This window comes from Bacillus sp. IT-79MI2, from assembly GCF_949768135.1.
Classification (GTDB): domain Bacteria; phylum Bacillota; class Bacilli; order Bacillales; family Bacillaceae_G; genus Bacillus_A; species Bacillus_A pseudomycoides.
Genome location: NZ_CATKPV010000049.1, coordinates 15385 through 39488 on the forward strand (window position 1 = coordinate 15385; position 24104 = coordinate 39488).

The window sequence follows — 24104 nt, forward strand, 5'->3', positions numbered from 1 at the left end:
GGTAATGTGTTAGATTTTAATGCTTGTATCATTTCATCACCTCATCTATTTTTTACAATGATTACTTTGCTGTTCTACTAATGTGAGTATAATTTCAAGATGATCATTGTTCAATTCAATTATTTATATGATAATGATAGGTAAAACCTATCATTAGAGGTGATTCCCATCGAGTTAAGACAATTAGAATACTTTGTAGCTGTTTCAAACGAATTACATTTTACAAAAGCAGCTGAAAAATTAAACATTTCACAACCTTCACTGAGTCAACAGATTCGTGCACTTGAACATGAAATTGGTATGCCTCTTTTTGATCGAATTGGCAAAAAAATCTCTTTAACAGAAGCGGGAAGAATTTTGCTTTCACATAGTAAAAAAGTCTTTCACGAAGTAGAACAAGCGCATGCTGCAATTCAAGATTTAAACGGGCTTCAGCAAGGAAAGTTAACCATTGGTGCTCTATTGACGACCGTAAACTACTTATTACCACCAGCCATTTTGAATTTTAATGAGTTATATCCCAATATTGAACTTTCCGTATTAGGTCTTCGTACTGGGGAAATTCGCGAAAAATTGTTACAAAATGAATTAGATATTGGCATTACATTTCTTCCTGTTCAAGACAAAGAAATCATATCTATTCCGCTTTATCAAAATGAACTTACTTTAGTAGTGCCAACTAATCACGAATTAACACAACACACTACTGTAACGATGGGAGTGTTACAGAAATATCCTATTATCCTTCTTCCCAAAAATTTCTTTTTAACACAGCTTATTCGTTCGCATTGTCAAAACTTTAACTTTACACCAAAACCAATTTTAGAAATAAGTACAATGGAATCATTAATTCACATGGTGTCAAAAGGAATGGGAATTACAGTGTTGCCCAAACCATATATAGACTTTCTACAGAGTAACTCTATTCAAGCTATTAAAATCAAAAATCCTACTGCAACAATAGAAATTGGAATTATTTATAGAAAGGATAAATATATGTGTGCCACTACACGAATGTTTATTGAGCAGTTACAAAAGATTGTAGCTTCTTTTCAAAAAATAGAAATTTAAATATAAAAAGAGAGTTATCGTTTATAGATTCATTTCATTTGAAACAGAAAAAATCGTAATAAACGCCATTCTTTCTGTATTGGAGTGAACCCTAAGAATGAATGGATATCTCCCGTACTACAATCTTTCCTTATTCTATTGGGAGAACACATAGGTGAAACAACAAAGGTAAAGTAAACAAAGAAAAAGAGTTGATTGTCTCTGCTGAAGGACACCAACTCTTTTGGGAGTTTCATTCATTTCTCACCTATAACGTATACCTTCTTTTCCCTTCCCATTTTATATACCAATTTGTTTTTTCTTAGTTGTAGCCTTCTCTTGAACAAGAAAATATATGCTCGGAAGGACGAGTAAACTAGCAATTGCACAAATTATTCCTAAGACAAAGAACGGTAAACCTTTACTCAAAGCAAACGATGCAACACTTGAAGCAATCGTCATTCCGATATACATTGCAGAACTATTTAATGCCATAACTGTCCCTCGTATAGCTGGATTTAATTCTGAGATCAAGGCAGTGAGTGAAGCCTGACCAAACCCAATACATATACTCCAGATCATATGTGCGGTAATCGCGTATTTTACATTTCCAATATATACAGAAAATAAAATCACACTTATAGAAGCAAATATACTTGCGATTGAAACCACTACTTTCTTACCTATTTTATCCGCCAATTTCCCACCAGCTACATTACCAATTACACTTCCTAAACCAGCAAAGAAAATAACAATTCCAATCTGTCCAATTGTAAACCCAAAATTTCTTCCATAATACACACCTATGTATGAGAACATACCATGTAGTCCTACAGTCCATAAAAACGTTGCTAATAACGCAAAGAAAACAGAGAAATTTGTAAATACGATTTTACAAGATCTAATCATTGCTCTGGGTGCAGAAATTGATAACTGGTTTTTCGGAATCTCTTTTTGTAACAATCGACTTGTAATTAACGTAACAAGCAAAGCCAGTAATCCAATAATATAAAATGTCCATTGCCAGTTTCCTACCTCAGATAAAAACGCACCGATAGGGACACCTAATACCGTCGATCCAACCATGGCTCCCATAATCATCCCCATCGCTTTTCCTCGTGACTGGTACGGTACTTTATCTCCTACTAATGCAAATACACTTGGCATGATCAGAGCTCCGGATAAACCAGTCAGTCCACGAAACAATAAGAGTATTTCAAAATGATTCGTAAGCCCGGTACAAAATGTAGCGGCTGAAAAAATGATAAGACCTGTGACAATCATTTGCTTTCTCCCCACCTTATCAGACAACGGTCCGAAAAATGGAGCTGTTATCCCATAGCATAGTGCGTATGCTGTAATTAAAAGCCCTCCCTTTTCAGCAGGCATTCCTGTTGTCTGTGAAATCGCAGGCAATAATGGTGAAACAATTAAAGAATCTAAACCGATAAAAAACGCGATAACTGCTAAAATACGTAACTTTGATTTTACTTGCAACTTGTATTCCCCTTTTTTACTTCATATATGAAATAATTATTTAAATTCCTCCTCACACCTCCGATTTTATATACGTTATTTTATTTCATATATGAATCATTTATATAAAGAAAAATGTAACAGAATGTTACACTTTTTCTTATATATCACAATTAAACTATGCGATGCTTCCATTTTAATAATAGTTCTTGTAGCCTCTGTTCTTCTTCATCAGTAAAACAACTACAATTTTCTTCTAAAAAACCTGCATATTTTACATCGACTTTTTCCCTAGCTATTTCTCCCTTTTCAGTTAAATACACAAGTGTTTCACGTTGATCATTTGGATTTTTCTCTGTCGCAACGTAACCATCTCGTTTCATCCTTTGGATCATCGTTGTCATATTACTTGGAACACACCCCATATTTTCAATTAGCTTAGACATAGAAACCTTTCCAGACTTCGCAAGTACTTGTATCACACCAAATTGAACATAACTTATATCGTGCTCTTCTATCGCTTTATCCAAATTTCTTTGCAGTTGATGATAGACATCTCGAATATTTCCATATAATTCTCTTTTTTTCATATCCATTCGAAAAAGCCTTCCTTTTTTATTTCATATATGAATCTTATTCCCATTTATTTCATATGTCAAATAAAGCGAATACGCAGCGGAACTTTTATATTTCGCTGCGTATTTATCCTTATCTATCAAATTTTCAAAACTATTTTTTAATTTGTTCACCACCTGCTATTAACATGCTTCCTGAGAATGTCTCCTTTTGCATGAAGACTTTATTAACCAACTCTTTCTGCTCATTTTGTGACATTACACCCTTACCTTCACCAAGATTACCGCTTTGTAATTTCCAAATCGTATTATGATCCGCATCAACTTTCTCGTATTTCCCTTGTTTCCATCTTTCTAAAATATCTATATATGTATTTTTATGATTCATATCACTACTCTTAACAATCCCCAATAAACTTTCAATTCGTTCTTGCGTTATAAAAATATAACCCCACTTTTGATCCGCTTTTACTTTTTGATGTGCCATTTCATGTAATGCGATTTGTAATTTTTCATCAGTCCACTTAAAGCCTTTATTAAAGTCACTATTTGGCAATGAATAATTACCATTATCTAACAGCTTTGCGTTCTCTGCTTTTACTTTACTATCGGCTAACACTTCCACTGCCGGAGCCGCAGTTGGTGTTTTTTTAGCGGTTGGTTTACTATGATTGAGATAATATAAAATTCCGTAAGTAAGTGCCACACCGATTACTACCATTCCAGCAATTATCCCTAGTATTTTTAATAGTGTTTTCATTGTACATATTTCCTCCCCCCAACATTCCATCACTCATTTTCTTCCTACCTATTTCGTTTTTCAAAAATAACTCGTTATAAATTATTCTTTAAAAATGCTTTTTCTTAAAAATTCTCCATCCATTCTCTCCCCCAAAATAACATTTGATCAAAATCTTTCATAGGTTTCCTTTTATTGTATTTCTATTCAGTTTCATATTGCAAGATTATTCTGTAAAAGGATTATGATTTTCTAAAATTCATATAAGAATTTTTCCATACACCATCTCTGCTCGGCAAAATACGGTTAGCTTTATCCAGACTATACCCTTTGAAATCAGTTGAATTAAGAAAGCATTTTATTTTTAAGTCATTTAAATTTGTGCTAGATTAGTATGTAAAGAAGATGACTGAAATGAGTTTATTACATAAAGGTATAACATTCCTTCATTTTGACGAAACGTATGAATTACAAAATAAACTTCATTCTTATCCACATGAAGATATTGATTTTAGACATCTAGAACACTCAAATTTATATTGTAAAAAATGCCCTGTATCATATCAAAGAACAGTTGCATAATAAAAAAATCAAATATGCTAATCTTAGAAACCTTCTATCAAACATCTAAACGTTATAGTCATACTCATTACTTTTCACATTATGCACGATGTTGTTCTAATCACAATCTAACTATCCCCCATAAATTACCCAATATTATGTTGTTTCAATTTTCTTCCCCACAATTGTCTCCATAATATAATGCAGGCAACAGCAAGCATAATTGTTGTGATTACACTTCCTTCAATCCCAAAAGTTCCTCCATGTAACGATTTCGGGCCGCTTGTTGTTGATTTAAACAGAGGTGTAGAGTATATTGTTGTACCACTTACCGCAAAACCATATATATTATATTGAGCCCAGTTCCATATAGAATGCCAAGCACATATACCCCAAAGACTATTTTCCTTTAATACATAAAACGCTGCGAATACACCAACTAATATGATATTTGATATAGAAAGAACTGTAATGCCTGGATTCAGTAGATGGAGAAATCCAAATAGTAATGAAGTAACAGCAACTCCAATCCATACCCGACTTCTAACTGAAATAACTGGAAATAACCAACCACGTACAACGATTTCTTCTGTGGCACCTTGTACTAAAAATGCTATTAAAGAACCTACCATTCCCAATATGACTGTACTTGAAATCCGTTGTATATGTAAGGTAACAGAACCACTTAAAACTAAAATTAAAACGGGTATTGTTATAAATATAAGCCCAATGAATGCTCCGCGTAAGTATTTTTTTAAAGCTTTATCTTTCCAAAAACCAATTGATGAAAATGGACGTTTTTCCACAAAACGAACCCATAAAAATACAAATAAAATTGCTCCGCCAAATGTTAATAACATCCTTAAGTTATCATAAATCCCTTTCATCAATGTCGTTTCTGCTTTTGGTAAAAACAACATAAATAGCATGAATAACTCACCAAGTGTTAAAAATACAATCGATAATATTACTGCTAAAATTGGATGTACTTTTTTTCGACCTTCCTTTGCTGCTTCAATTGTTTTAAATCGACTATTATTCAAAACTACTCCTCCCTTTCCTTTCATCACTTACAAATACTTCCTATTTTACACTGAATTTATTATTTTTTATACTTTTATATCCTCATTTAAAATTCATATCCATAAATAAAAAAATATAACAAGGGATGCCACTCGTAATCATCTGGAGTATTTTCACATATTTTCGAGCCAGGAATAATACATAAAAGTGAATATCTTTTATCTTGTTAATAAAAAAATTAGCTACATGAAATACGATCAACTCCCTATACCAATAGCATTATTGAAGCGCTCGCCCTTGAAAATATCCCATTTCCTTACAACACTTGCTATTTCTCACCATTTGTTGTAAGATAGGTCTTAAGGCCAAATTTATAAAAGCTTAACTTTACATATTATCAAGCATCTATTAAGAATAATAAGTATTCCTAATGGTTTTTTGATAATATGTGAATTTTTATTTTCGTTGAAATAAGACGGATCATATTGTAATTTATTTTTCTTATTTTTAGGAGGCATTTACCATGACATTAACAGGTAAAGTAAAATGGTTTAACAGCGAAAAAGGTTTCGGTTTCATCGAAGTTGAAGACGGTAGCGATGTATTCGTTCACTTCTCAGCTATCACTGGCGAAGGTTTCAAATCTCTTGACGAAGGTCAAGAAGTTAGCTTCGAAGTTGAAGAAGGCAACCGCGGACCTCAAGCTAAAAACGTTGTAAAGCTATAATTTAAACAATAAAAAGGTTGTTACCATCGCACGGTTAACAACCTTTTTAATATATAATTAAAATTTTTACATAAAAGGAGTGGTCACATGTATCGCAATCGAAAGAACGATGTAGCAGAAGTACCACCAGAACAAACCCCTGTTTGGGAATGTGAATCAGAGGATTGTTTAGGATGGATGAGAAAGAACTTTTCATTTGAAGAAGAGCCAAAATGCCCTTTATGTAAAAGTAGCATGAAAAGCGGAGAACGTTTATTACCTAAATTAGGTTGATTGCTTCATTCCCCTCTTATCTTTTGATAAGAGGGGTTCGTTATTTTTCATTACTATCTAATTATAATAGAAAAACCATGCGTACTATATCTCATGGTTCTTTTCTAAATCTGTTCGTATAATAGAATATATATATACATCTCGTTGTTGATCTCCTTGATGAATATACCCTCTTAATAGTCCTTCTTTCTGAAATCCTATTTTGGACAACATCTTACAAGATGCTACATTTTCAGGATATGTAATTGCACCGATTCTGAATATCCCTAGCTCCTGAAAACTATAAGTAATGATTTTTTGCACAACTTCCGTTGCATAGCCTTTTCTCCAGTAAGAAGGATGTAAATCATAACCAATCTCAGAACGTTTACTCCAAAGTTGTAAATTATTTAATCCAATTGTACCAATTAAAATACCTGTTTCCTTCAATACAATTCCCCATCGAATTGCACGTTTTTCAAAAAAATTTTTTGAAAAAGATTCAATCATACGCGAAGCCTGACCAAATTCTGTAAAGGAATTCATTCCATAATAACGCGTTACTTCTTCAAGCGAAAAGATTTCATATATTTTTTGACAATAAGATTGATCAATTTCAACTAAACGTAACCGTTCTGTTTCTAAAACAGGAAATGCCATTGAAATCCTCCTTTTCTTTTTACTGATTTATTATATCAGAAAAAGCTTCTCCAATCGGAAGTTTCATCATAAATAAAAGCCTGTTTTCTAAATAGATGAAACAGGCTTCCCCCATGGTTTTCTTAATTTATTCGGTTTATACACAATATTTAATTCGTTTTAAATCTAACAGAATTAATACTCTAAATTATTATCTTTCAGGTATTTTAACATATGTGAATTTTCTTTACAAACAAAAAATACTATATAAATATTTTATATCCTTTTCCCCTTTTTGATGATTTTTCCAGCTCCATGCTATAATCAATATAAGTGGGCATAGCCAAATAAATCGTGACTTCCATTAGTAAAATTTATTCAACCTTCACGAATCAGGATTTGACGATTAGAAAAAAATTACGTCATATAAATAAGTATTTTCATTAATACATACGCCAAAATACCAAATTTCTATGCCGGACTCTTCCCATTTTTCAGTGCCATCATTTGTATTATTTATTCTATTTACCGTACTACTTTTTGTTATGAAAGCTACTCGTGAAACAAATTTTCAAATTCTCATTGTACTTTTACTTAGTAGTATCCTTACTACAGTAGCGGTTCTCGCTTTAATGATTACAAAATTAAAGTTTCGTCTTCAATTACCAAAGTACATTTACTTTTTTTCATTCACACAAGGAATGACTGTTAGTTTCTACTTACTTTAAGGAACCTTTTTTGCGTTATCTCAAAACAGTAGTACTTTCATGATTTACGGTATTTATCTACCGTATGGAATAGGTGTCATTTTATCCTTATTTATAGGGAACAGCATGATTAATCGTTTCAGTCGTTATCACCCATTAACTGTAATCAATATGGGCTCTGTTTTAGGGCTATTATTTACTACAACACCATGGACAATTACGATTAGTGGCTTGTTAGTAGGCTTTTTCTCATCAATTCAAGCTAGAAAATTAAATCGCCTTGCTTATGATGCCACTGAATCATTTAAAGATTCTAGCCTCCTATTACGTAATCGTTGTTCTAAACTAGGCAGTATTATCAGCCAAATTTGTTTAGTTCTATTCATTTTATTAAGTAGTTTTATCAATCACATACCAATGAATCAAGTATTCCTAACACTTACCTGAAAAGAAATTCAAAACCAAAATCTGATGTTTACTGATTTAATAGTAACTGCAATCATTATGATTACCATAATCGGATTCCTACTATTATTTGGAACACGGAAAATGGAATTAACAAATAAAAATAAAAACTAATGTTTCTTCATTTAAAGAGGTGATTAATATAACAAGCATCTCTTTAAAAATGAACTATATACATTTGTTTCTCGAAAGCTTCCCTATATCCAATATTAATTGGATATTTATGTTAAAATATTAGTGAACAATACATCACGTTATTATTCGGAGATAAGAGTTGTATTAACGGAGGTGATTGAAAATCATGTATATTTTTATAGGCATTGTCCTCTTATTCATTTCACTTGTTTTTTTATTCGCACAGCGATTCGCACCAAACTCGGCGATGATGACAAGTTTCAAAGGAAACAGCTTGAAAAAATTTATAATTGGGCTTGTAATCGCCTCGGTATTATCACTTACATATGGATTTTATCACGCAGCCACTTATCAACCTTCCTTGCTAGACATTAAAATAAACAATACACAATATATCGTTTCAGGTGATATTGGTGAATTTGGTTATTTCTCAGAACAAATAATCAAAAAAGAAAAAGAAACCGAATATTTCCCTAATAAAAAATACATCCACAAAAGAAATAAAAGAAAAATATAACATAAAAGAGATTTATCAACTCTCCCCTTATTCATTTAAAGAAGCTGGTAACGTCACATTAACAATTACAGAAAATAAAACGAAACGTGCAGAAACTCTAATCAAAATTAAAAAGTAAACGATAGATACAATTTTTAGTAAAAAACAGACGAAATCCCACTCTTATACTAGAGAGGGATTTCGTCAAAAATATAAAGACTACATTATTCAAAGTGATTATTCAATGTTTTTATAATCTTCTCTGCCGTTTTCTTTCCATTTCCTATACAAGCTCCAATACCTACACCATAATATGAAGCCCCAGCTAGATACATATTTGGAAAAACAGCTAATAATTTCTCATTTAAAGATTGAACTGCATGGTTATGTTCTAAATGATAATTTGGCATTAAATCTTTCCAGTCCGTAACTTCAACAATTTGCGGTTCTCCCTGAATTCTAAGGCTTTTCTCAATATCAGATAAGGCAACTTGAATCAATTCTTCCTTACTTTTATGTTTCATTTTTTCATAAGCAGGATTCGAACTTTTATAAAACAATCTCACCAATAAATTTTGTTTATCTGATGTATGCTTCCATTTCCTGCTTGTCCACGTGCATGCATCACAAAGTAAATCACTATTTTCTGAAACAATGAAACCAGTTCCATCTACCGGTAATTGTTCATCAGCTATTTCAAACCCTAAATAAATGCTAATTAGCGAAGAATTTTTTAGTTTATTGAAATCATCATCTAATTCATTAGAACTTAATAATGTTTGTGCAACATCATGTGGAGTAGCTATAACAACGTAATCAGCTTTTATTGTCTCTTGATTTGAAAAAGAAACTTCATATTCATCATCAACTCTATTTACCTTCGTCGTTGTTACTCCTTTTCGTATATCTGTCTCAGCTAATTCCTCTTCTAAACGATTAATAATCGTAGAAAGTCCATTTTTAAATGATAAAAACTTCTTATTCCCAGCAGCCTGAAATTGTTTTTTATTTACTTCAAAACCTTTTATAATACTGCCATATGTATTTTTGTAATCAAGTAAATATGGTAGTGTAGAAGCCATTGTAAGCTCATTCAATTTACCAGAATACACTCCTGAAAGAACGGGGGAAATCTGTTTTTCAACCAACTCTTTTCCTAAAAAACTTTCTAAAAATACAGCGAGTGATGTATCTTTTGTAAAATCTTTATTCTTTGTAATAAAGTCTTTCAGTGCAATGATTTTCCCTTTCGTTGAAACTAACGTACTACTAAATAACGACTCTACACTCATCGGTATACCAAATACTGTTTCAGCAGGAATCGGATGTAACGTATCATTTGAGTAAATATAAGAAATACCTGTTTCGTTATATACCATTTCATCTTCTAAATTCAGTTCTTTTACAAATGGCATAACATTTTCATTTCGTGCAACGATTGAATCGGCTCCTGTTTCCAGGATGAAATCTTTTTCTTTCACACTGTGAATTTTCCCGCCCAAATATTCATTCTGTTCTACAAGGATTAATTCCAAATCTATATCGTAATCCTTTTTTAATCTTTCTAAATAATACATAGTAGAAAGTCCTGTAATACCTCCACCTATGACAACAACTGTTTTCATACCTGCTACGCTCCTAACCGATACTATAAATAAATTCCTTTATTATTATACCCAAAAATCAGCTTTTTCGACTAGCAACTTTCAAAGTTCTTGAAAAGGTATACAATGTATGTGAATACATTTCAGATTGATCATTATGCACTAAATGATTAAGCAAAAGGAAACATAGCAATATGAATCTCAGAATTTAGTTGTTTAAAAGATATAGCAGCTGAAGACTCATCCTCCGAACTCCCTCCAGCAATACATAATGCAGGCACTTAAAGATTAAAAACATCACTAGTTCCACAAAAAGGATAACGATTCGTTTCATTTCATAATTGAATGAAAGTTCTCCAAGCACTATTCTCATGAATTCCATTCATATACGAAACTACTTCTTCATTTTCAAACATTTTTTATGATGCACAGATTCTTGTTGTAAGGTTTCTTCTCAATTCTATGGTTGAACTGGAAAAACATCAACAAAAGTTAATGATTTCATTTTACTTGGTGGTCTTTTCATAAACAAAAATATCGCTAATCTATTTACTTTCTTTCATTAAAATATTTAAATAAAACATACTTCATATTACAGTAGTGTTTATAACATGATGAGATTCTAAAATGAGGTTCGTAACGCTTAATGATGTTAGAAGATATATTTAAATAAGGAAATAATTATACTTTTTAATATTTACAGCTAATAAACTAACAATTAAAATAACCAACTATCACTTAATCATTATTTCTGTATAAAGTGACCGCTCTTTATTTTAATAACATAAAATAATTTATTAACTTGTCTAATTCCTGGCTCATTTCAAGAACTTTTTGGTGTTGAAATCCATAATTTGAAACAAGTGCAAAAAGTTCTTCTTTTTTCACTTCAATGATATGTTCTAATTTTCTCAGCTCCATGTTTTATTTACTCGCTCCAATTTAAAAATATATGTACTCTAGTATAGACTACTTACATAATAAGTAAAAGTGTTATGTTTATGTAAATCTTACATCTTTAAGAAAAAGCTACTCCCCATTACAAGAAAAAGAATGCTTTACAAAAAAAGCATTCTTTTTCTTGTAATTTTTAATTATGTACAATTAAACCATTGGGCCGAAGACGACTCATCATAATTTCATCAATGAACTTACCATGAGCTTTTAGATTCCCCTTTTTTATACCTTCTTCCCTAAATCCAAATTTTTCATATAGTACTTTTGCACCAGGATTTATTTCCAAAACACCAAGTTCTACTCTCTCTAGCATTAACCAATTATCTGTAAGATCCAGCATTTTCGTCATCAAGGCTTTCCCAATGCCTTTATTATGATATTCACTATCTACACCGATAAATAAATCTCCCGAATGTGACCTTCGTCCTTGCCCTTGCGTTAAACCAATAAACCCAACGACTTTTCCATCATACTCAGCAACAAATTCAAATTGATTCGGCGCTAGATTTCGAATCCTATTTTCCATCGCATCCACTCGCATACTAGGCAAGAAAACCATATATGGTAAAACATCATTTTGTATGCATATACGATGAATTGCTCTAGCATCTTGTATCTCCACTGCACGAATCGTAACTTCCATTACATTACCTCCTTTTCAACTAATACAATATAGATTCTTTATACTACGCAAAACTCCTACTTGCATTTATCTTTAAATCTCCTAATTCATCTGTTTGCATAACAATATTTTTAAAACTTTTATATAGAAAATATAAAGTTTCCTTTTCTTATTTCCTGAATTATCATATAATAACGGAATGATTTTTTATTTTTCTAAAAACTATAGTTTGGAGGTTTTCATATGACTACACTCGGTATTATCCGCCATGGCAGCACACATTGGAATAAAGAAGGTAGAGCACAAGGAAATTCAAATATTCCACTTGATCAAGCTGGATTATCTGAAGCTTATAAACTTGCAGAACGTTTAGCTACAGAAAATTGGGATTTAATCTATTCTAGCGATTTATTAAGAGCGAAACAAACTGCTGAGGCAATAGAAAAAAACATTGAAAATATAGAAATCTATTTAGACCCTAGACTTCGCGAAGTAAGCGGTGGACAAATTGAAGGAACAACCGAAGATGAACGAATTTCGAAGTGGGGAGATAATTGGAGAGCGCTTGATTTAGGAATAGAAAGTAGTGACAGTGTTAAAGCAAGAGCTATACCTTTTATTGAAGAAATTACATATAAATACCCTAACAAAAACATCTTAATCGTTAGTCATGGCTCATTCATTAAGCACCTTCTCAAAGAACTAGTACCTCATTTGAGCATGATAGAATCTCCTAAAAATACATCAATAACTAAAATTATAAAAATAGAGCACGGATGGGATTCAGAATTATATAATTGCACGGTACATTTAGATTAGATGTTTGTGCGGAATAATTGAAGAAGGATGCTTTCTGACTGAAAGCAAACATTCCTAAAAATAATGTACTGCTCCCATAACTAATAACTGAATATGGAACTAGAGAGAGCTTTTTACGAACATGCTGACCGACAAAGAAATAAGCCGTTATGATACCAGCTGCAATAAAGGCTAATATATCGCCAAACAACGCCTGACCACTAATTTGAAAATCTTGCCATCCATTATCTTATATTTTTATTTTCATATCCTGATAAATTCCACTTCGCCTGCTAATCAATACCTCTTTTCTTTTTATCTCATAATATTAATATATGAATTAAAACAAATTAACAGACACCTTTTTACTTTCTCTACAATTACTTCAAAATAATTTGGACTAATCTCTCCTTTCACACAGTAAGCTGAAAATGAAGGCTATAAAAATGGAGTGTGATTCTATGGAACGATTATGGATTCCGATGATCGTTACGTTTTTTTCGTTTGGTGGATTACTATTAGGTGGTGCTGTCGGGCTGGCAACGCGGCAACTTATTGAAGAAAAAATGCACCGTTTATACGCATTATGTGGTGGCATTTTATTTGGATTATTATCACTAGAAATCATTCCAGAAACTTTTTCAAGCTATGAAATTATTGGTCCTCTGCTTGGAATTTCCATTGGTATATTAATTATGAGTTTACTAGATAATTATTGCCATCACCCTATCATACATAAAAAAGACCAGCAAGCATGGCAAACTTTTTTATTTCTCTCCTTCGCTATTTTTATGCACAATATGCCGAGCGGATTTGCATTGGGTACTGCCTTTACAAGTCATAACGAAACTGCAATTCCGTTCTTATTTGCGATTGTCATACACCATATTCCAGAAGGGTTAGCCTTAATCATTCCTTTTCTATTTACACAGCATAAATATATTTCATTTCTATTAACAATTTTGTTATTATCAATTATCCTCGGCACTGGTACACTCTTTGGGATTATGATGAACGGGAAAGCAATTCACTTACAAGGACTCATAATGGGGAGTGCAATCGGTTCTTTAGGTTATGTCACAATACATGAGATGTTATGGAAAGCTAAAAAACACCTTTCTCTTTTCCCCTTCCTTTCTTGGTCTATTAGTGGATTTTTACTCATAACCGTTTTTACTCTTTTCGCTGACCATCATTAAAATAAGGATTCGTTTTTTGTATATTTTACCTATTTATCCAAAACATAATAGTATCTCAATGCACAAGGAGGATCTATTATGTTTCGTAAAACAGCGGGTGAAGCGCTTGTTGATTTGCTTATCGAATGGGGCGTTGATCACATTTACGGTATGCCTGGGGATTCAATCAACTCAATTATTGAGCCACTTCGAAAAAAACAAGACCAAATTAAATTCATTCAAGTTCGCCATGAAGAAGCCGGTGCATTAGCGGCTGCATCTTATGCAAAATTAACAGGAAAACTCGGCGTTTGTATGGCGATTTCTGGTCCTGGAGCTATTCATTTATTAAATGGATTATATGATGCGAAACTAGATCAAGCACCGGTACTCGCAATTACAGGGCAAGTTGAATCAGACTTACTTGGAACTGGATTCTTCCAAGAAGTAAACTTAGAAAGAATGTTTGATGATGTAGCTGTTTATAATCAACGAATTATGTCAGCTGAACAACTCCCTGCGGTTGTAAATCAAGCGATTCGTATGGCATATACAAAGAAAGGTGTATCTGTTCTTACCATACCAGATGATGTTCCGAAATTTGAAGTGGAAGCTGGTGCACGTATAACAAGTTCTTCTTTTACATTACCCGAACTCTTTCCGCAAGAGGACGATCTAAAGTTAGCAAAACTAGCATTAAATGACGCAAAAAAACCTGTTATTTTAGCTGGAAAAGGAGCAAAACATGCGAAGGAATCTTTACTTGCATTTGCAGAACATATTGGTGCCCCAATCGTTTTAACACTTCCAGCAAAAGGGATTATTCCTGATGAACATCCTCTTTGTATAGGTGGATTAGGGTTAATTGGGACAAAACCGTCTTACGAAGCAATGAAGAATGCGGATACATTAATTATGGTTGGTACTTCTTATCCTTTCACTGGCTTTTTACCTGAAAAAGCCAAAACGCTTCACATTGATACGGACCCTGCGCAAATTGGAAAACGTTATGCGACAGATATCGGATTAGCTGGTGACGCAGATAAAACATTGAAATGGTTTTTAGAAAATGTGAAGAAGCATACGGATCATTCATTCCTAGAATATCATCAAGAACTGATGAAGAAATGGGAAGAAAAATTGCATAATCAAGAAGAGGACTCTTCTACTCCAATTAAACCACAAAGAGTGATGCATGCCTTACAACATGTTGCTCATGATGATGCAATTTTATCAGTAGACGTTGGAAATGTCACAGTATGGGCTGCTCGTCATTTTCGGATGACGAATCAGCAGTTTATCATCTCTAGTTGGCTCGCTACACTTGGATGTGGTCTACCTGGCGCAATTGCTGGCAAAATTGCTTATCCAGATAAACAAGTCTTTGCAATTTGTGGTGATGGTGGATTTGGAATGACGATGAATGATTTTGTCACTGCCGTTAAGTATAAATTACCAATTATCGTTGTTGTATTAAATAACCATAAAATCGCTATGATTAAATTTGAGCAAGAAGTAATGGGAAATATTGAGTTTGGTACAGATTTAACAAACCCTAATTTTGCAAAATATGCAGAAATATGTGGCGGAGTTGGATACCGAGTAGAACATATTGATGAATTGCTTCCTGCTTTTGAAAATGCTGTTAAGCAAAATAAGCCTTGTATTATTGATGTAGTAGTAGACGTAAATGAAGCACCAATGCCTGCAAAAATTACATTTGGGCAAGCGGCTGGATATACGAAGCATATGCTAAAAGAGTTATTCGAAGAAGGAAAAATCGATTTACCTCCCTTGTAAAATGAAAAAAAGATAGATGAGAACAGTTTGCCCTCATCTATCTTTTTATTTAGACACTTCTTGGTGAAAAGAAAAATCTTTTCTTTCACTTTTCATCTGTTTTTCAACTTTTTCTTCTTTCTTTTCTACTTTCTTTCTTCTCAGATTTCCTATTCCAATCGCCCCTTGTAGACTATTACTTATAAGATTTCCTGCCAAAATTGTCAGGCTATAGAAAAAGACCGGTACAAGAACGATCCAAGTATGTGTGGTCAAATGACGGAAATTTTGTCCAATCAGTCCTGTCCACTCCTTCGTCACACTATCTGCATCACCGCTATATGATATAGTTCCTCCAAAAAACAAATGGAGTAAACCAAGATGTAAAAATAGTAATAACATACTAACAAATTGCTGCACAACCAGTAAGAAAAAAGATGGCAAAAGATGCGGCCAGACATGCCGACATAATTGATGCCATCATAAACTCTTCCCCTTTTACACGTTGCACCTCTTGCGCCGTATACAGCATGACAGTCGGCACAGCCAAGCATGTGAGAATACTAATTTGAAATAGAACTCGCATTGTGAAAGGAACTGGAATAGTACCATTTTCAAAGAATAAAACCTCTCTTAACATAAAATACGAAATCATGATCATTGGAACTATACTAAATGGATCAAAAAATGAGGAAATAACCGGAAAAGAACGTTTACTATACATACCAAGAAGTAAACCTAACCCTCCTCCAATGATAACTCGCAGAATTGCAACAAGTAAACTTGCACCAATTGTCCATTTTGCACCTTCTATTATTAACTGGAATAAATCACGCCCTTTACTATCACTCCCAAACCAAAACTGAGATGATGGAGGAAAAGGCGCTGCTTCTACTTGTCCTTTTTCGTTGTACAACATCGTTATTTCTCGAATTTCTCCATCGAAAAATAGAGTATTTCCGATACTGACAAGCATAAGCCCGCTTAAAAAAATAACACCAACCCAAAATCTCATGTCATGTTTTAACGTTTGCCACATATTACACACGCTCCTTTATCACATTTTGCATGAGCGTATGTAACAAGCGAAATAAGAAGAAAATTGGGACATATAATAAAACTAAGCACACTGTAAACACTTCTATTTTCGAATTTTCTTTTACGAATACAAACATGCCATATGTATTAAAGAGCCATTCAATGATATAAAGATTTGATAACATGAATAAAATATTCGTTTTTGCATAGTAAACCGTAGTAAGTAACACATTTCTTGAAATATGATGTGTTAATATATACCGTAAACTTAATCCCTTACTTTTCGCAAATAAACTATAGTCTTTTTCTAACTCCTCTCTAAAGCGAAGTAATAATAATTTAATAAATAATAACGTCGTGGGCAATGTAAGGCATAAAATCGGTAAAAGACGCACCCTTTCTCCCGAAATCCCTGCAAACTTCACTGGCATCCATCCTGTTTTTTGAAACACCACCACTACCAAAAGTTGTGATAATAAAATGAGTAAAATATCCGGAATACTTTCAAGTATAAGGAAAATCCCGCTCCATATGCGTTGCCTAGTATGGGACCGCTGCAGTACCCATACAACAAGAAGATATGCTATTAATAAAGAGAGTAGAAACGACGAAACAAATACTAGCATCGTCTCCATATAATGCATCCAAATTTGCGGAAATAACATTCGTGAGTCACGAAACCCATACGTAATCTCCCTTGGATGAAGCAATTTATCACCAAGATATACAATTGCTTTTCCATATCCAACAAGATCTATTTGTAATCCTTTAAATAAACGCGGGAGTGCCCCTAAACAAAGAATACATCCCAGTGCAGCAAATAGTTGCAAAAAAGTAATCCCCCACCACTTTCCAACTCGAAGTAACATCACATTCTTCCTCTCTAAATCATAATACCATTTTACAAAAAATTCAAAAAATGTAAAATATATTTTTTGAGATTGAAATTGTAGTTTAGTCAAAGATTGTTTAACAAATATAGAAAGCGCTTTGTAACTTACGTTATAAAAACTATTTAAAAGACAGTTTATCCTTCTAGGAGCTAACAGACGCATAAGAATGGTGGCGGTGTTCCTCAACTATATATCAATCGTTATACAAGCAAAGGTTGCGAATATCTATACATTTTTTGAAAACATATATATACAGCTATCCCTATATGACACACTATTCTTGAGAGAACCCTCTAATATATAGGTGTATTTTTTATGTTTTCTATTACTAACGACTGAGTTGATTTACAGCGTTTGCTGCTTCCTGTGACGCACTTGCCGCATCTCTTGATGCACTTGCTGCTTCTTTTGTCACACGTATCTGTTTTTTCAAAAGAATATTTTGCTCTTCTAACAAAGTTCGCTGTGCTTCACTCGTTTCAGTAACTTGCCATACCGCTAAAGCTTCTTTTAAATCATCTGCTGCTCCGCTCTCTAGTGCGGCAATACATCCATCAATTTTTTTGACTGTAAAATACTTAATTGGAATCGGTACACTCCTTTGAAATTTTTGATCATATTCCTGAATCTGAGGATCATATTTAGAGGCTGTAACTTTCCTAAATATACTTATCATAGATGGCCACACAGCAACGAGTACAATCAGGGAAGCCCACATTATAAACATACTACTTGTATCATTATACCTAAATAGCCACCCTGGCAAGATGATTAATAATACGAATGCAACCAGTACCCCAGGTATGCGACTAGGACGCTTGTGTATCTTGTTCATAATACTTTCATAAGAAGATACATAATAACGCCCTTCTCTTAATCTTTGAATCCATTCTTCCTTTTGCATACACATGACACCCTCCTTTTGTCAATTCTATTACTACCTAATTATATAATTTAAAACAAAATATAAATAGAAAATTCAGAATAAAAAACATAATATTTTCTAAGATATTCCATATTATATTTTCCGCTGTGTATCGTCAAAAGTAAAAATAAAAAAAACGCACTTATCCTTCATAAGCGCGTTTTTCATTCTGCCAGCAAATTACCTCATTCGGTATTACTTTGCAACTTGTTCTTTTGGAAGAACCATACTCTTATACAATTGAACTGTAATCCAGTAATATACAACATAAATAATAAGAAAGATTCCAATCGGCATCCAAACTTTTACAAACGGATCAACTAAGAAGAGACGGAATAAGTTAAGTCCTACTAAAATATGTGAAATACCAATGATAGCCGGGAAGATAAAGAGATATGAAATTTCTTTATAGATACTACGCGACAACATACTACGGCGCACTCCAATTTTTCGAAGCATTTCATAGCGACGTACATCACGAGAAGCTCCTGTTAAAATTTTAAACATAAGAGAGCTCGCCATCATAGCTAAGAATGCAATTCCAAGGAAGAATCCCATAAACATCGTACCGCTCATGAAACTATTCATAAATTGATAAGTTGTCATTTTTGTATATAATTCTACTTTTCCGCCTTTTGCTTTTTCTACTAACTCTTTTTGTCGTTGATCAATATCTATTAACAACGGTTTATATTTTTGTAAGTCATCCACTTGCACTAGCGTGACACTATGTTCCGTTCCTTGAATGTTTTTATAATGGTCCTTATCTGCAATTCGAACAGGTTTCCCGTTGAATTGATTGTGTGTAACTTGAACTTCCCTTATGATTGCATCATTCCAATCACTTGGCATATGTGGAAGTTTACTTGCTGCCTCAGGTGCTTCCATAGATGTATAAAGAGGTTCCGTTAATGGTTCTTTTACACGTTTACGTACAGGCTCTTTGACATTCTTTGTATCTTGATGATCAGAAATGAGTGGTGGCTTTGCAGTTAAATCTTCTCGTAAATAATAGACTGCTTCCCCGTCCACTTTATATTTATAAGTTCGTTGCTCTACAATTTTCATTTGTTTTAATGCCGCTATATCTTTTTCATTCGGATCATGAATTGTCGCATCATAGACTCGAGAAAAATCCGTCATAATACCAACATTTTTTTGAAAAGCCATTCCAGCTGTCATCGCCCCTGCACCAAGCGCAATTAGCATCGCGACAGTCCCAAGTACCCGAGATAAACTATTTATTCGAAAACGAAGCTGAGCATATGTAAAACTATTTAAACCTGTTTCATTTCGTTTTTTGTTGCTTTTTAACTTTGTTACAAACAATGGTAACAATGAGCTAAAAATAAAATATGTCCCTATCGTTGTAGCACCCGTTGCTAGTATAAATCCTATTTCACGTAACTTGTCTATATGCAGTATAGAATAGTATCCTGTCCCTAACAGTAACACTCCCATTACAGTAAAAATGATAACATGACGTTTACTCTTTTCTATTGCATCTTGTGTTTCATCTTCACGAAGTAGCTCAAGTTCAGTTTTACGCAATAACCGTATACTATTGATAAATCCAGTAATAATAAATAAGATCAAGAAGAAACCACATGTAACAAGAACTGCAGGTAAATAAAATGGTGCATAGCCTTTCGCCGAAATTTCTAAGCCATTCATTAAAAAATTCCCCGCTGCACTTGCTAGTAATATTCCTACAATAATCCCAATAATAATGCTGATAATTCCCATACCGAATGTTTCGGTAAATAATAACTGAGCTACTTTTTTCTTCTTTGCACCGAGCATCATATACATACCAAGCTCTTTCCTGCGCAATGTAAGTAAAAAGGAATTCGCATATACGATATAAAAGACCGTAATGAAGGAAAGTAAGACAGCACCAACCCAAAATACAAGGCGAATACTGTTAATCATACTATTATCTTTTGTAAATTGACTGTTAATCGCCATCGTTTGAAACATATAGAAGATACTTATACTAATGACGAGACCAACAAGCAAAACAAGATAGTCCTTTAACATTTTTTTCATACTATGACGTGATAATTTCAATAACATGATCTCGCCCCCTATTTGGATTCAGTCGCTGAGCCCATATGAGCAAGCACACCTAAAATATCTTGATAGAAATCCTCTCGTGTCCCTTGGCGTTTCAATTCTTTATAAAGTAGCCCATCTTGAATAAATAGAATCCGCTCACAATAACTCGCACTAAATGCATCATGCGTTACCATTAATATACTTACTCCATGATTTTCATGTAAGTCTTGCATCGCTTCTAGTAAACTCTTCGCATTTTTGCTATCAAGTGCACCTGTTGGTTCATCTGCTAATACAATAGCAGGATTATGTACTAAAGCCCGCGCTGCAGCTGTTCTCTGTTTTTGTCCACCAGAAACAGCTGATGGATATTTCGTTAAAATTTCTACAATATCTAATTTCTGTGCAACCTCATTTACTTTCCCGCTTATCTCACTTGAAGGCACTCCTTGTAGTGAAAGTGGCAAAGCAATATTCTCATAGATCGAGAGATTTTCAAGCAAATTAAAATCTTGGAAAATAAACCCCAGTTTTTGAGAACGGAAATCTGATAAAGCGTTCCCCTTCATTGAAGTAATATCTGTGCCTGCTATCGTCACACTTCCTCCTGTCGCATGATCAAGTGTACTAATTACATTTAGTAGTGTCGTTTTTCCAGATCCAGAAGGTCCCATAATCCCAACGAATTCCCCTTCTTGTATCGTAAGCGATACCCCTCTTAATGCTTTTGACTGGCTTTCATTTCTTTTGCCATATGTTTTCTCTACACTTTCTACTGTCACTACATTTGTTGCCATTCCCATCACTCCATCCCATTTTGTATATCATTACTTTGCCATACGTTTCTTAGATTTCTCCTACATAAATTCTTAAGATTTTTTTAATTTCACATCTTTTATAACGAATTTGATAAGAAAAATCTTATATCCCTAACTTCCTTTCTTAATATTCTCATTTTTACCTACAATCTTCCTGCGATTTATCTTACATTCACCTTACATTTTTGTAAGGTACAAAAATAGCAAATTGAAATCCCCCACCTACACTTCGTTTAGAGGAGGGAGTCTTCTCGGTTAAAATGATAAACAGGTTAAAAATGATTTTTAACGACGAATAACTTCGAATAATTTCTTTATGATAGTAAAAAACACACTACTTACTTAAAGTAGTGTGTTTCAACCTGATTGATTTATGATTTATTACTTAGATCCTTTATTATAAACTTCCTTCCGTATACTTTCCATAAATGCAGATAGCAAAACCACTTCAGATTTTTCTTCACCATATTTACGCACATTTACAGATCCATTCTCCATTTCTTTATCCCCAATAACAAGAATGTATGGTATCTTTTGGAGCTGTGCCTCTCGTATTTTATACCCTAATTTTTCACTACGAGCATCTCGTTCGGCGCGAAGGCCAACGCTCTTTAACTTTTCTTCAATTTCTTTTGTATATTGTTCATGTACTAGAGTAGAAACAGGAATTACTTTTACTTGAACTGGAGCTAACCATGTTGGGAATGCCCCTCCGAAATGTTCAATTAGTATTCCTAGGAAACGATCAAAAGAGCCTAATACAGCACGGTGAATAACAACCGGTCTTCTTTTCTCATTTCTTTCATCAATATAATTCAAATCAAATTTCTCTGGCATTTGAAAATCAAGTTGAACTGTTCCGCATTGATGACTTCTTTGTAAAGCATCTTTAATATGAAAATCAATTTTTGGTCCGTAAAATGCCCCATCTCCTTCGTTCACTCTATATTTATAATTTAATGATTTCAGTACATTTTCAAGGGCCTCTTCTGCTTGCTTCCATAGCTCATCATCACCCATTGAATCTTCAGGCCTTGTTGAAAGCTCCACTTCATATTCAAAACCGAATGTTCTATAGACATAGTCAATTTGTTTTAACACTGACTTTATTTCACTTTCTATTTGCTCAGGTGTCACAAATAAATGTGCATCATCCTGACAAAATGTACGAACTCTTAATAATCCATTTAATGCACCGCTGAATTCGTGGCGATGTACTTGACCAAATTCACACATCCGAATTGGTAAATCACGGTATGAGCGTAGTTTATGTTTAAATATAAGCATATGTCCGGGACAATTCATCGGCTTTAATGCAAAGCTTTTATTGTCTACTTCTGAAAAATACATATTATCTTTATAATGATCCCAGTGCCCTGATTCTTCCCATAGGCCTTGATTCATCATAATAGGAGTACGAACTTCTTGATAATCATATTTTTGTTGTATTTCTCTTAAAAAGGACTCTAATTCATTACGAACGATTTGTCCTTTTGGTAAATAAAAGGGCATTCCTGGTGCTTCTTCTGAAAACATAAATAATTCAAGTTCGTTTCCTAACTTACGATGATTTCTCTTTGCTGCTTCTTCTAAAAACTGCAAATAATTTTCTAATTCTTTTTGAGAAGAAAATGCAACGCCATATATACGCTGAAGCACTTGATTGTTACTATCTCCTCGCCAATATGCACCGGAAACATGAGTTAATTGAAATGCTTTCAAGTAACCAGTTGACGGTAAATGCGGACCACGGCATAAATCAACAAATTCTCCTTGTTTATAAATTGTTACAAGTTCATTTTCAGGGATTGCTTCTAAAAGCTCTAACTTTAAGTGATCATTTATATCTTGAAAAAGTTTTTTCGCTTCCTCCCTAGTAATTTCAACTCGTTCCATCTTCAAGTTTTCATTTATAATATTTTGCATTTCATTTTCAATTTTAGGTAAGTCTTCTACAGCTATACTATTAGCAAGATCCATATCGTAATAAAATCCATTTTCAATAACAGGTCCTACACCCAGTTTTACATCGCCATATATTCTTTTGACAGCCTGCGCTAATATATGTGCAGCAGTATGTCTCGCAACTTCTACTCCTTCATCTGAATCCATAGTTATAATTTGAATTTTGGCATCTTGTTCGATATTTCGATGTAAATCAAATAATCGGTCATTCACCTTTCCTGCGACTGCTTTCTTTTTTAAACTCGGACTAATTGATGCTGCAATCTCTTCTAGAGTAATTCCTTTTACATATTCTTTGGCACTACCATCTGGAAAAATAATGTTAATCATCTGTTCTCTCATTTTAATCGCTCCATTTCATAAATAAAAAAGCACACTCATCCCTAATAATAGGGACGAGCGTGCTTTTACCCGTGGTTCCACCCAGATTCCCATCATACTAAACATACAATGGCTTCTTTTACGGTAACGTCGCTTACACGGCACTAGATACTCTAATTTCCCCAGTGCAGCTCTAAGGTGGTAAGTTATTCTACTTGCGTTAGGAAGTTCTCAGCACTCCTTCCCTCTCTGTACAACCGTTAAAAATAACTCGTGTCCTTTTCTTCGCTTATTATGAAATTA

General features: G+C 33.5%; 21 protein-coding genes and 4 pseudogenes. 10 read left to right on the forward strand and 15 right to left on the reverse strand.

The window, feature by feature from the left end:
- Positions 1-159: 159 nt before the first annotated feature.
- Positions 160-1071, forward strand: coding sequence for a LysR family transcriptional regulator (locus tag ACM6HU_RS05885; protein WP_016114849.1), 912 nt, complete (start codon positions 160-162; stop codon positions 1069-1071).
- Between the two features lie 279 nt (positions 1072-1350).
- On the opposite strand, the gene ACM6HU_RS05890 is transcribed toward ACM6HU_RS05885, so the two are convergent.
- The 3 genes from ACM6HU_RS05890 to ACM6HU_RS05900 all read right to left on the reverse strand — a co-directional run bounded on the left by ACM6HU_RS05890 (position 1351) and on the right by ACM6HU_RS05900 (position 3861).
- Positions 1351-2547 carry an MFS transporter gene (locus ACM6HU_RS05890; protein WP_016114848.1) on the reverse strand — a complete coding sequence of 399 codons (1197 nt, stop codon included), beginning with the start codon at positions 2545-2547 and terminating at the stop codon, positions 1351-1353.
- 152 nt (positions 2548-2699) lie between these two features.
- Positions 2700-3122 carry a MarR family winged helix-turn-helix transcriptional regulator gene (locus ACM6HU_RS05895; protein ID WP_016114847.1) on the reverse strand — a complete coding sequence of 141 codons (423 nt, stop codon included), beginning with the start codon at positions 3120-3122 and terminating at the stop codon, positions 2700-2702.
- A gap of 133 nt (positions 3123-3255) precedes the next feature.
- Positions 3256-3861 (reverse strand): PRK06770 family protein, encoded by a 606-nt coding sequence (locus ACM6HU_RS05900; protein ID WP_016114846.1) that lies wholly within the window; start codon positions 3859-3861, stop codon positions 3256-3258.
- Between the two features lie 393 nt (positions 3862-4254).
- Here ACM6HU_RS05900 and ACM6HU_RS05905 point away from each other — a divergent pair.
- Positions 4255-4435, forward strand: a pseudogene (locus tag ACM6HU_RS05905) (arginase family protein); the annotation flags it as partial.
- A 112-nt stretch (positions 4436-4547) separates the two neighbouring features.
- Here ACM6HU_RS05905 and ACM6HU_RS05910 read toward each other — a convergent pair.
- Complete coding sequence (locus ACM6HU_RS05910; protein WP_414848077.1) at positions 4548-5468, reverse strand: CPBP family intramembrane glutamic endopeptidase; 921 nt, start codon at positions 5466-5468, stop codon at positions 4548-4550.
- A 479-nt stretch (positions 5469-5947) separates the two neighbouring features.
- Here ACM6HU_RS05910 and cspD point away from each other — a divergent pair, with 479 nt between their 5' ends.
- Positions 5948-6151 (forward strand): cold-shock protein CspD, encoded by a 204-nt coding sequence (gene cspD / locus ACM6HU_RS05915; protein WP_003203959.1) that lies wholly within the window; start codon positions 5948-5950, stop codon positions 6149-6151.
- 87 nt (positions 6152-6238) lie between these two features.
- Positions 6239-6424, forward strand: a complete 186-nt coding sequence (locus ACM6HU_RS05920; RefSeq protein WP_000286203.1) for a cold-shock protein — start codon at positions 6239-6241, stop codon at positions 6422-6424.
- Positions 6425-6508: 84 nt separating this feature from the next.
- Here the strand turns inward: ACM6HU_RS05920 and ACM6HU_RS05925 are convergent, their stop codons facing one another.
- Positions 6509-7063, reverse strand: a complete 555-nt coding sequence (locus ACM6HU_RS05925; RefSeq protein WP_016132811.1) for a GNAT family N-acetyltransferase — start codon at positions 7061-7063, stop codon at positions 6509-6511.
- Between the two features lie 476 nt (positions 7064-7539).
- Here ACM6HU_RS05925 and ACM6HU_RS05930 point away from each other — a divergent pair, with 476 nt between their 5' ends.
- From ACM6HU_RS05930 to ACM6HU_RS05940, 3 genes and pseudogenes are all read left to right on the forward strand, one after another.
- The gene (locus tag ACM6HU_RS05930) at positions 7540-7770 is read left to right on the forward strand and encodes a hypothetical protein (protein ID WP_154214633.1); all 231 of its coding nucleotides are present in this window, start codon (positions 7540-7542) and stop codon (positions 7768-7770) included.
- A gap of 39 nt (positions 7771-7809) precedes the next feature.
- The gene (locus ACM6HU_RS05935; protein WP_140386094.1) at positions 7810-8196 is read left to right on the forward strand and encodes a hypothetical protein; all 387 of its coding nucleotides are present in this window, start codon (positions 7810-7812) and stop codon (positions 8194-8196) included.
- Between the two features lie 319 nt (positions 8197-8515).
- Positions 8516-8984 (forward strand): annotated as a pseudogene (locus ACM6HU_RS05940) (hypothetical protein).
- A gap of 85 nt (positions 8985-9069) precedes the next feature.
- Here ACM6HU_RS05940 and ACM6HU_RS05945 read toward each other — a convergent pair.
- The 3 genes from ACM6HU_RS05945 to ACM6HU_RS05955 form a co-directional block, all read right to left on the reverse strand.
- Positions 9070-10470, reverse strand: coding sequence for a protoporphyrinogen oxidase (locus tag ACM6HU_RS05945; RefSeq protein WP_088094344.1), 1401 nt, complete (start codon positions 10468-10470; stop codon positions 9070-9072).
- Between the two features lie 750 nt (positions 10471-11220).
- Positions 11221-11370: an aspartyl-phosphate phosphatase Spo0E family protein gene (locus ACM6HU_RS05950; protein ID WP_003203953.1), complete on the reverse strand. Its 150-nt coding sequence runs from the start codon at positions 11368-11370 to the stop codon at positions 11221-11223.
- Between the two features lie 169 nt (positions 11371-11539).
- Positions 11540-12049, reverse strand: a complete 510-nt coding sequence (locus ACM6HU_RS05955; protein WP_016114842.1) for a GNAT family N-acetyltransferase — start codon at positions 12047-12049, stop codon at positions 11540-11542.
- Positions 12050-12271: 222 nt separating this feature from the next.
- Between ACM6HU_RS05955 and ACM6HU_RS05960 the strand changes: the two genes are divergently transcribed.
- Entirely contained in the window at positions 12272-12847 is a 576-nt protein-coding gene (locus ACM6HU_RS05960) for a histidine phosphatase family protein (RefSeq protein WP_016114841.1), read from the forward strand.
- 1 nt (position 12848) lies between these two features.
- On the opposite strand, the pseudogene ACM6HU_RS05965 reads toward ACM6HU_RS05960, so the two are convergent.
- Positions 12849-13070, reverse strand: a pseudogene (locus ACM6HU_RS05965) (EamA family transporter); the annotation flags it as partial.
- 217 nt (positions 13071-13287) lie between these two features.
- On the opposite strand from ACM6HU_RS05965, the gene ACM6HU_RS05970 reads away from it, so the two are divergent.
- Both ACM6HU_RS05970 and ACM6HU_RS05975 read left to right on the forward strand, forming a co-directional pair.
- Positions 13288-14025 carry a ZIP family metal transporter gene (locus ACM6HU_RS05970; RefSeq protein ID WP_016114840.1) on the forward strand — a complete coding sequence of 246 codons (738 nt, stop codon included), beginning with the start codon at positions 13288-13290 and terminating at the stop codon, positions 14023-14025.
- Between the two features lie 78 nt (positions 14026-14103).
- Positions 14104-15804 (forward strand): pyruvate oxidase, encoded by a 1701-nt coding sequence (locus ACM6HU_RS05975; protein ID WP_016114839.1) that lies wholly within the window; start codon positions 14104-14106, stop codon positions 15802-15804.
- 45 nt (positions 15805-15849) lie between these two features.
- Here the strand turns inward: ACM6HU_RS05975 and ACM6HU_RS05980 are convergent.
- The 6 genes and pseudogenes from ACM6HU_RS05980 to thrS all read right to left on the reverse strand — a co-directional run bounded on the left by ACM6HU_RS05980 (position 15850) and on the right by thrS (position 23822).
- Positions 15850-16822: pseudogene (locus ACM6HU_RS05980) on the reverse strand (peptide ABC transporter permease).
- 1 nt (position 16823) lies between these two features.
- Positions 16824-17690 carry an ABC transporter permease subunit gene (locus tag ACM6HU_RS05985; protein ID WP_016114837.1) on the reverse strand — a complete coding sequence of 289 codons (867 nt, stop codon included), beginning with the start codon at positions 17688-17690 and terminating at the stop codon, positions 16824-16826.
- 352 nt (positions 17691-18042) lie between these two features.
- Positions 18043-18618: a hypothetical protein gene (locus ACM6HU_RS05990; protein ID WP_229161670.1), complete on the reverse strand. Its 576-nt coding sequence runs from the start codon at positions 18616-18618 to the stop codon at positions 18043-18045.
- 216 nt (positions 18619-18834) lie between these two features.
- On the reverse strand, positions 18835-20715 hold the full coding sequence (locus tag ACM6HU_RS05995) for an ABC transporter permease (protein ID WP_414848073.1): 1881 nt from the start codon (positions 20713-20715) through the stop codon (positions 18835-18837).
- A gap of 11 nt (positions 20716-20726) precedes the next feature.
- Positions 20727-21494, reverse strand: a complete 768-nt coding sequence (locus ACM6HU_RS06000) for an ABC transporter ATP-binding protein (protein WP_016132809.1) — start codon at positions 21492-21494, stop codon at positions 20727-20729.
- 402 nt (positions 21495-21896) lie between these two features.
- Positions 21897-23822 (reverse strand): threonine--tRNA ligase, encoded by a 1926-nt coding sequence (gene thrS / locus ACM6HU_RS06005; protein WP_016114833.1) that lies wholly within the window; start codon positions 23820-23822, stop codon positions 21897-21899.
- Positions 23823-24104 lie beyond the last annotated feature (282 nt).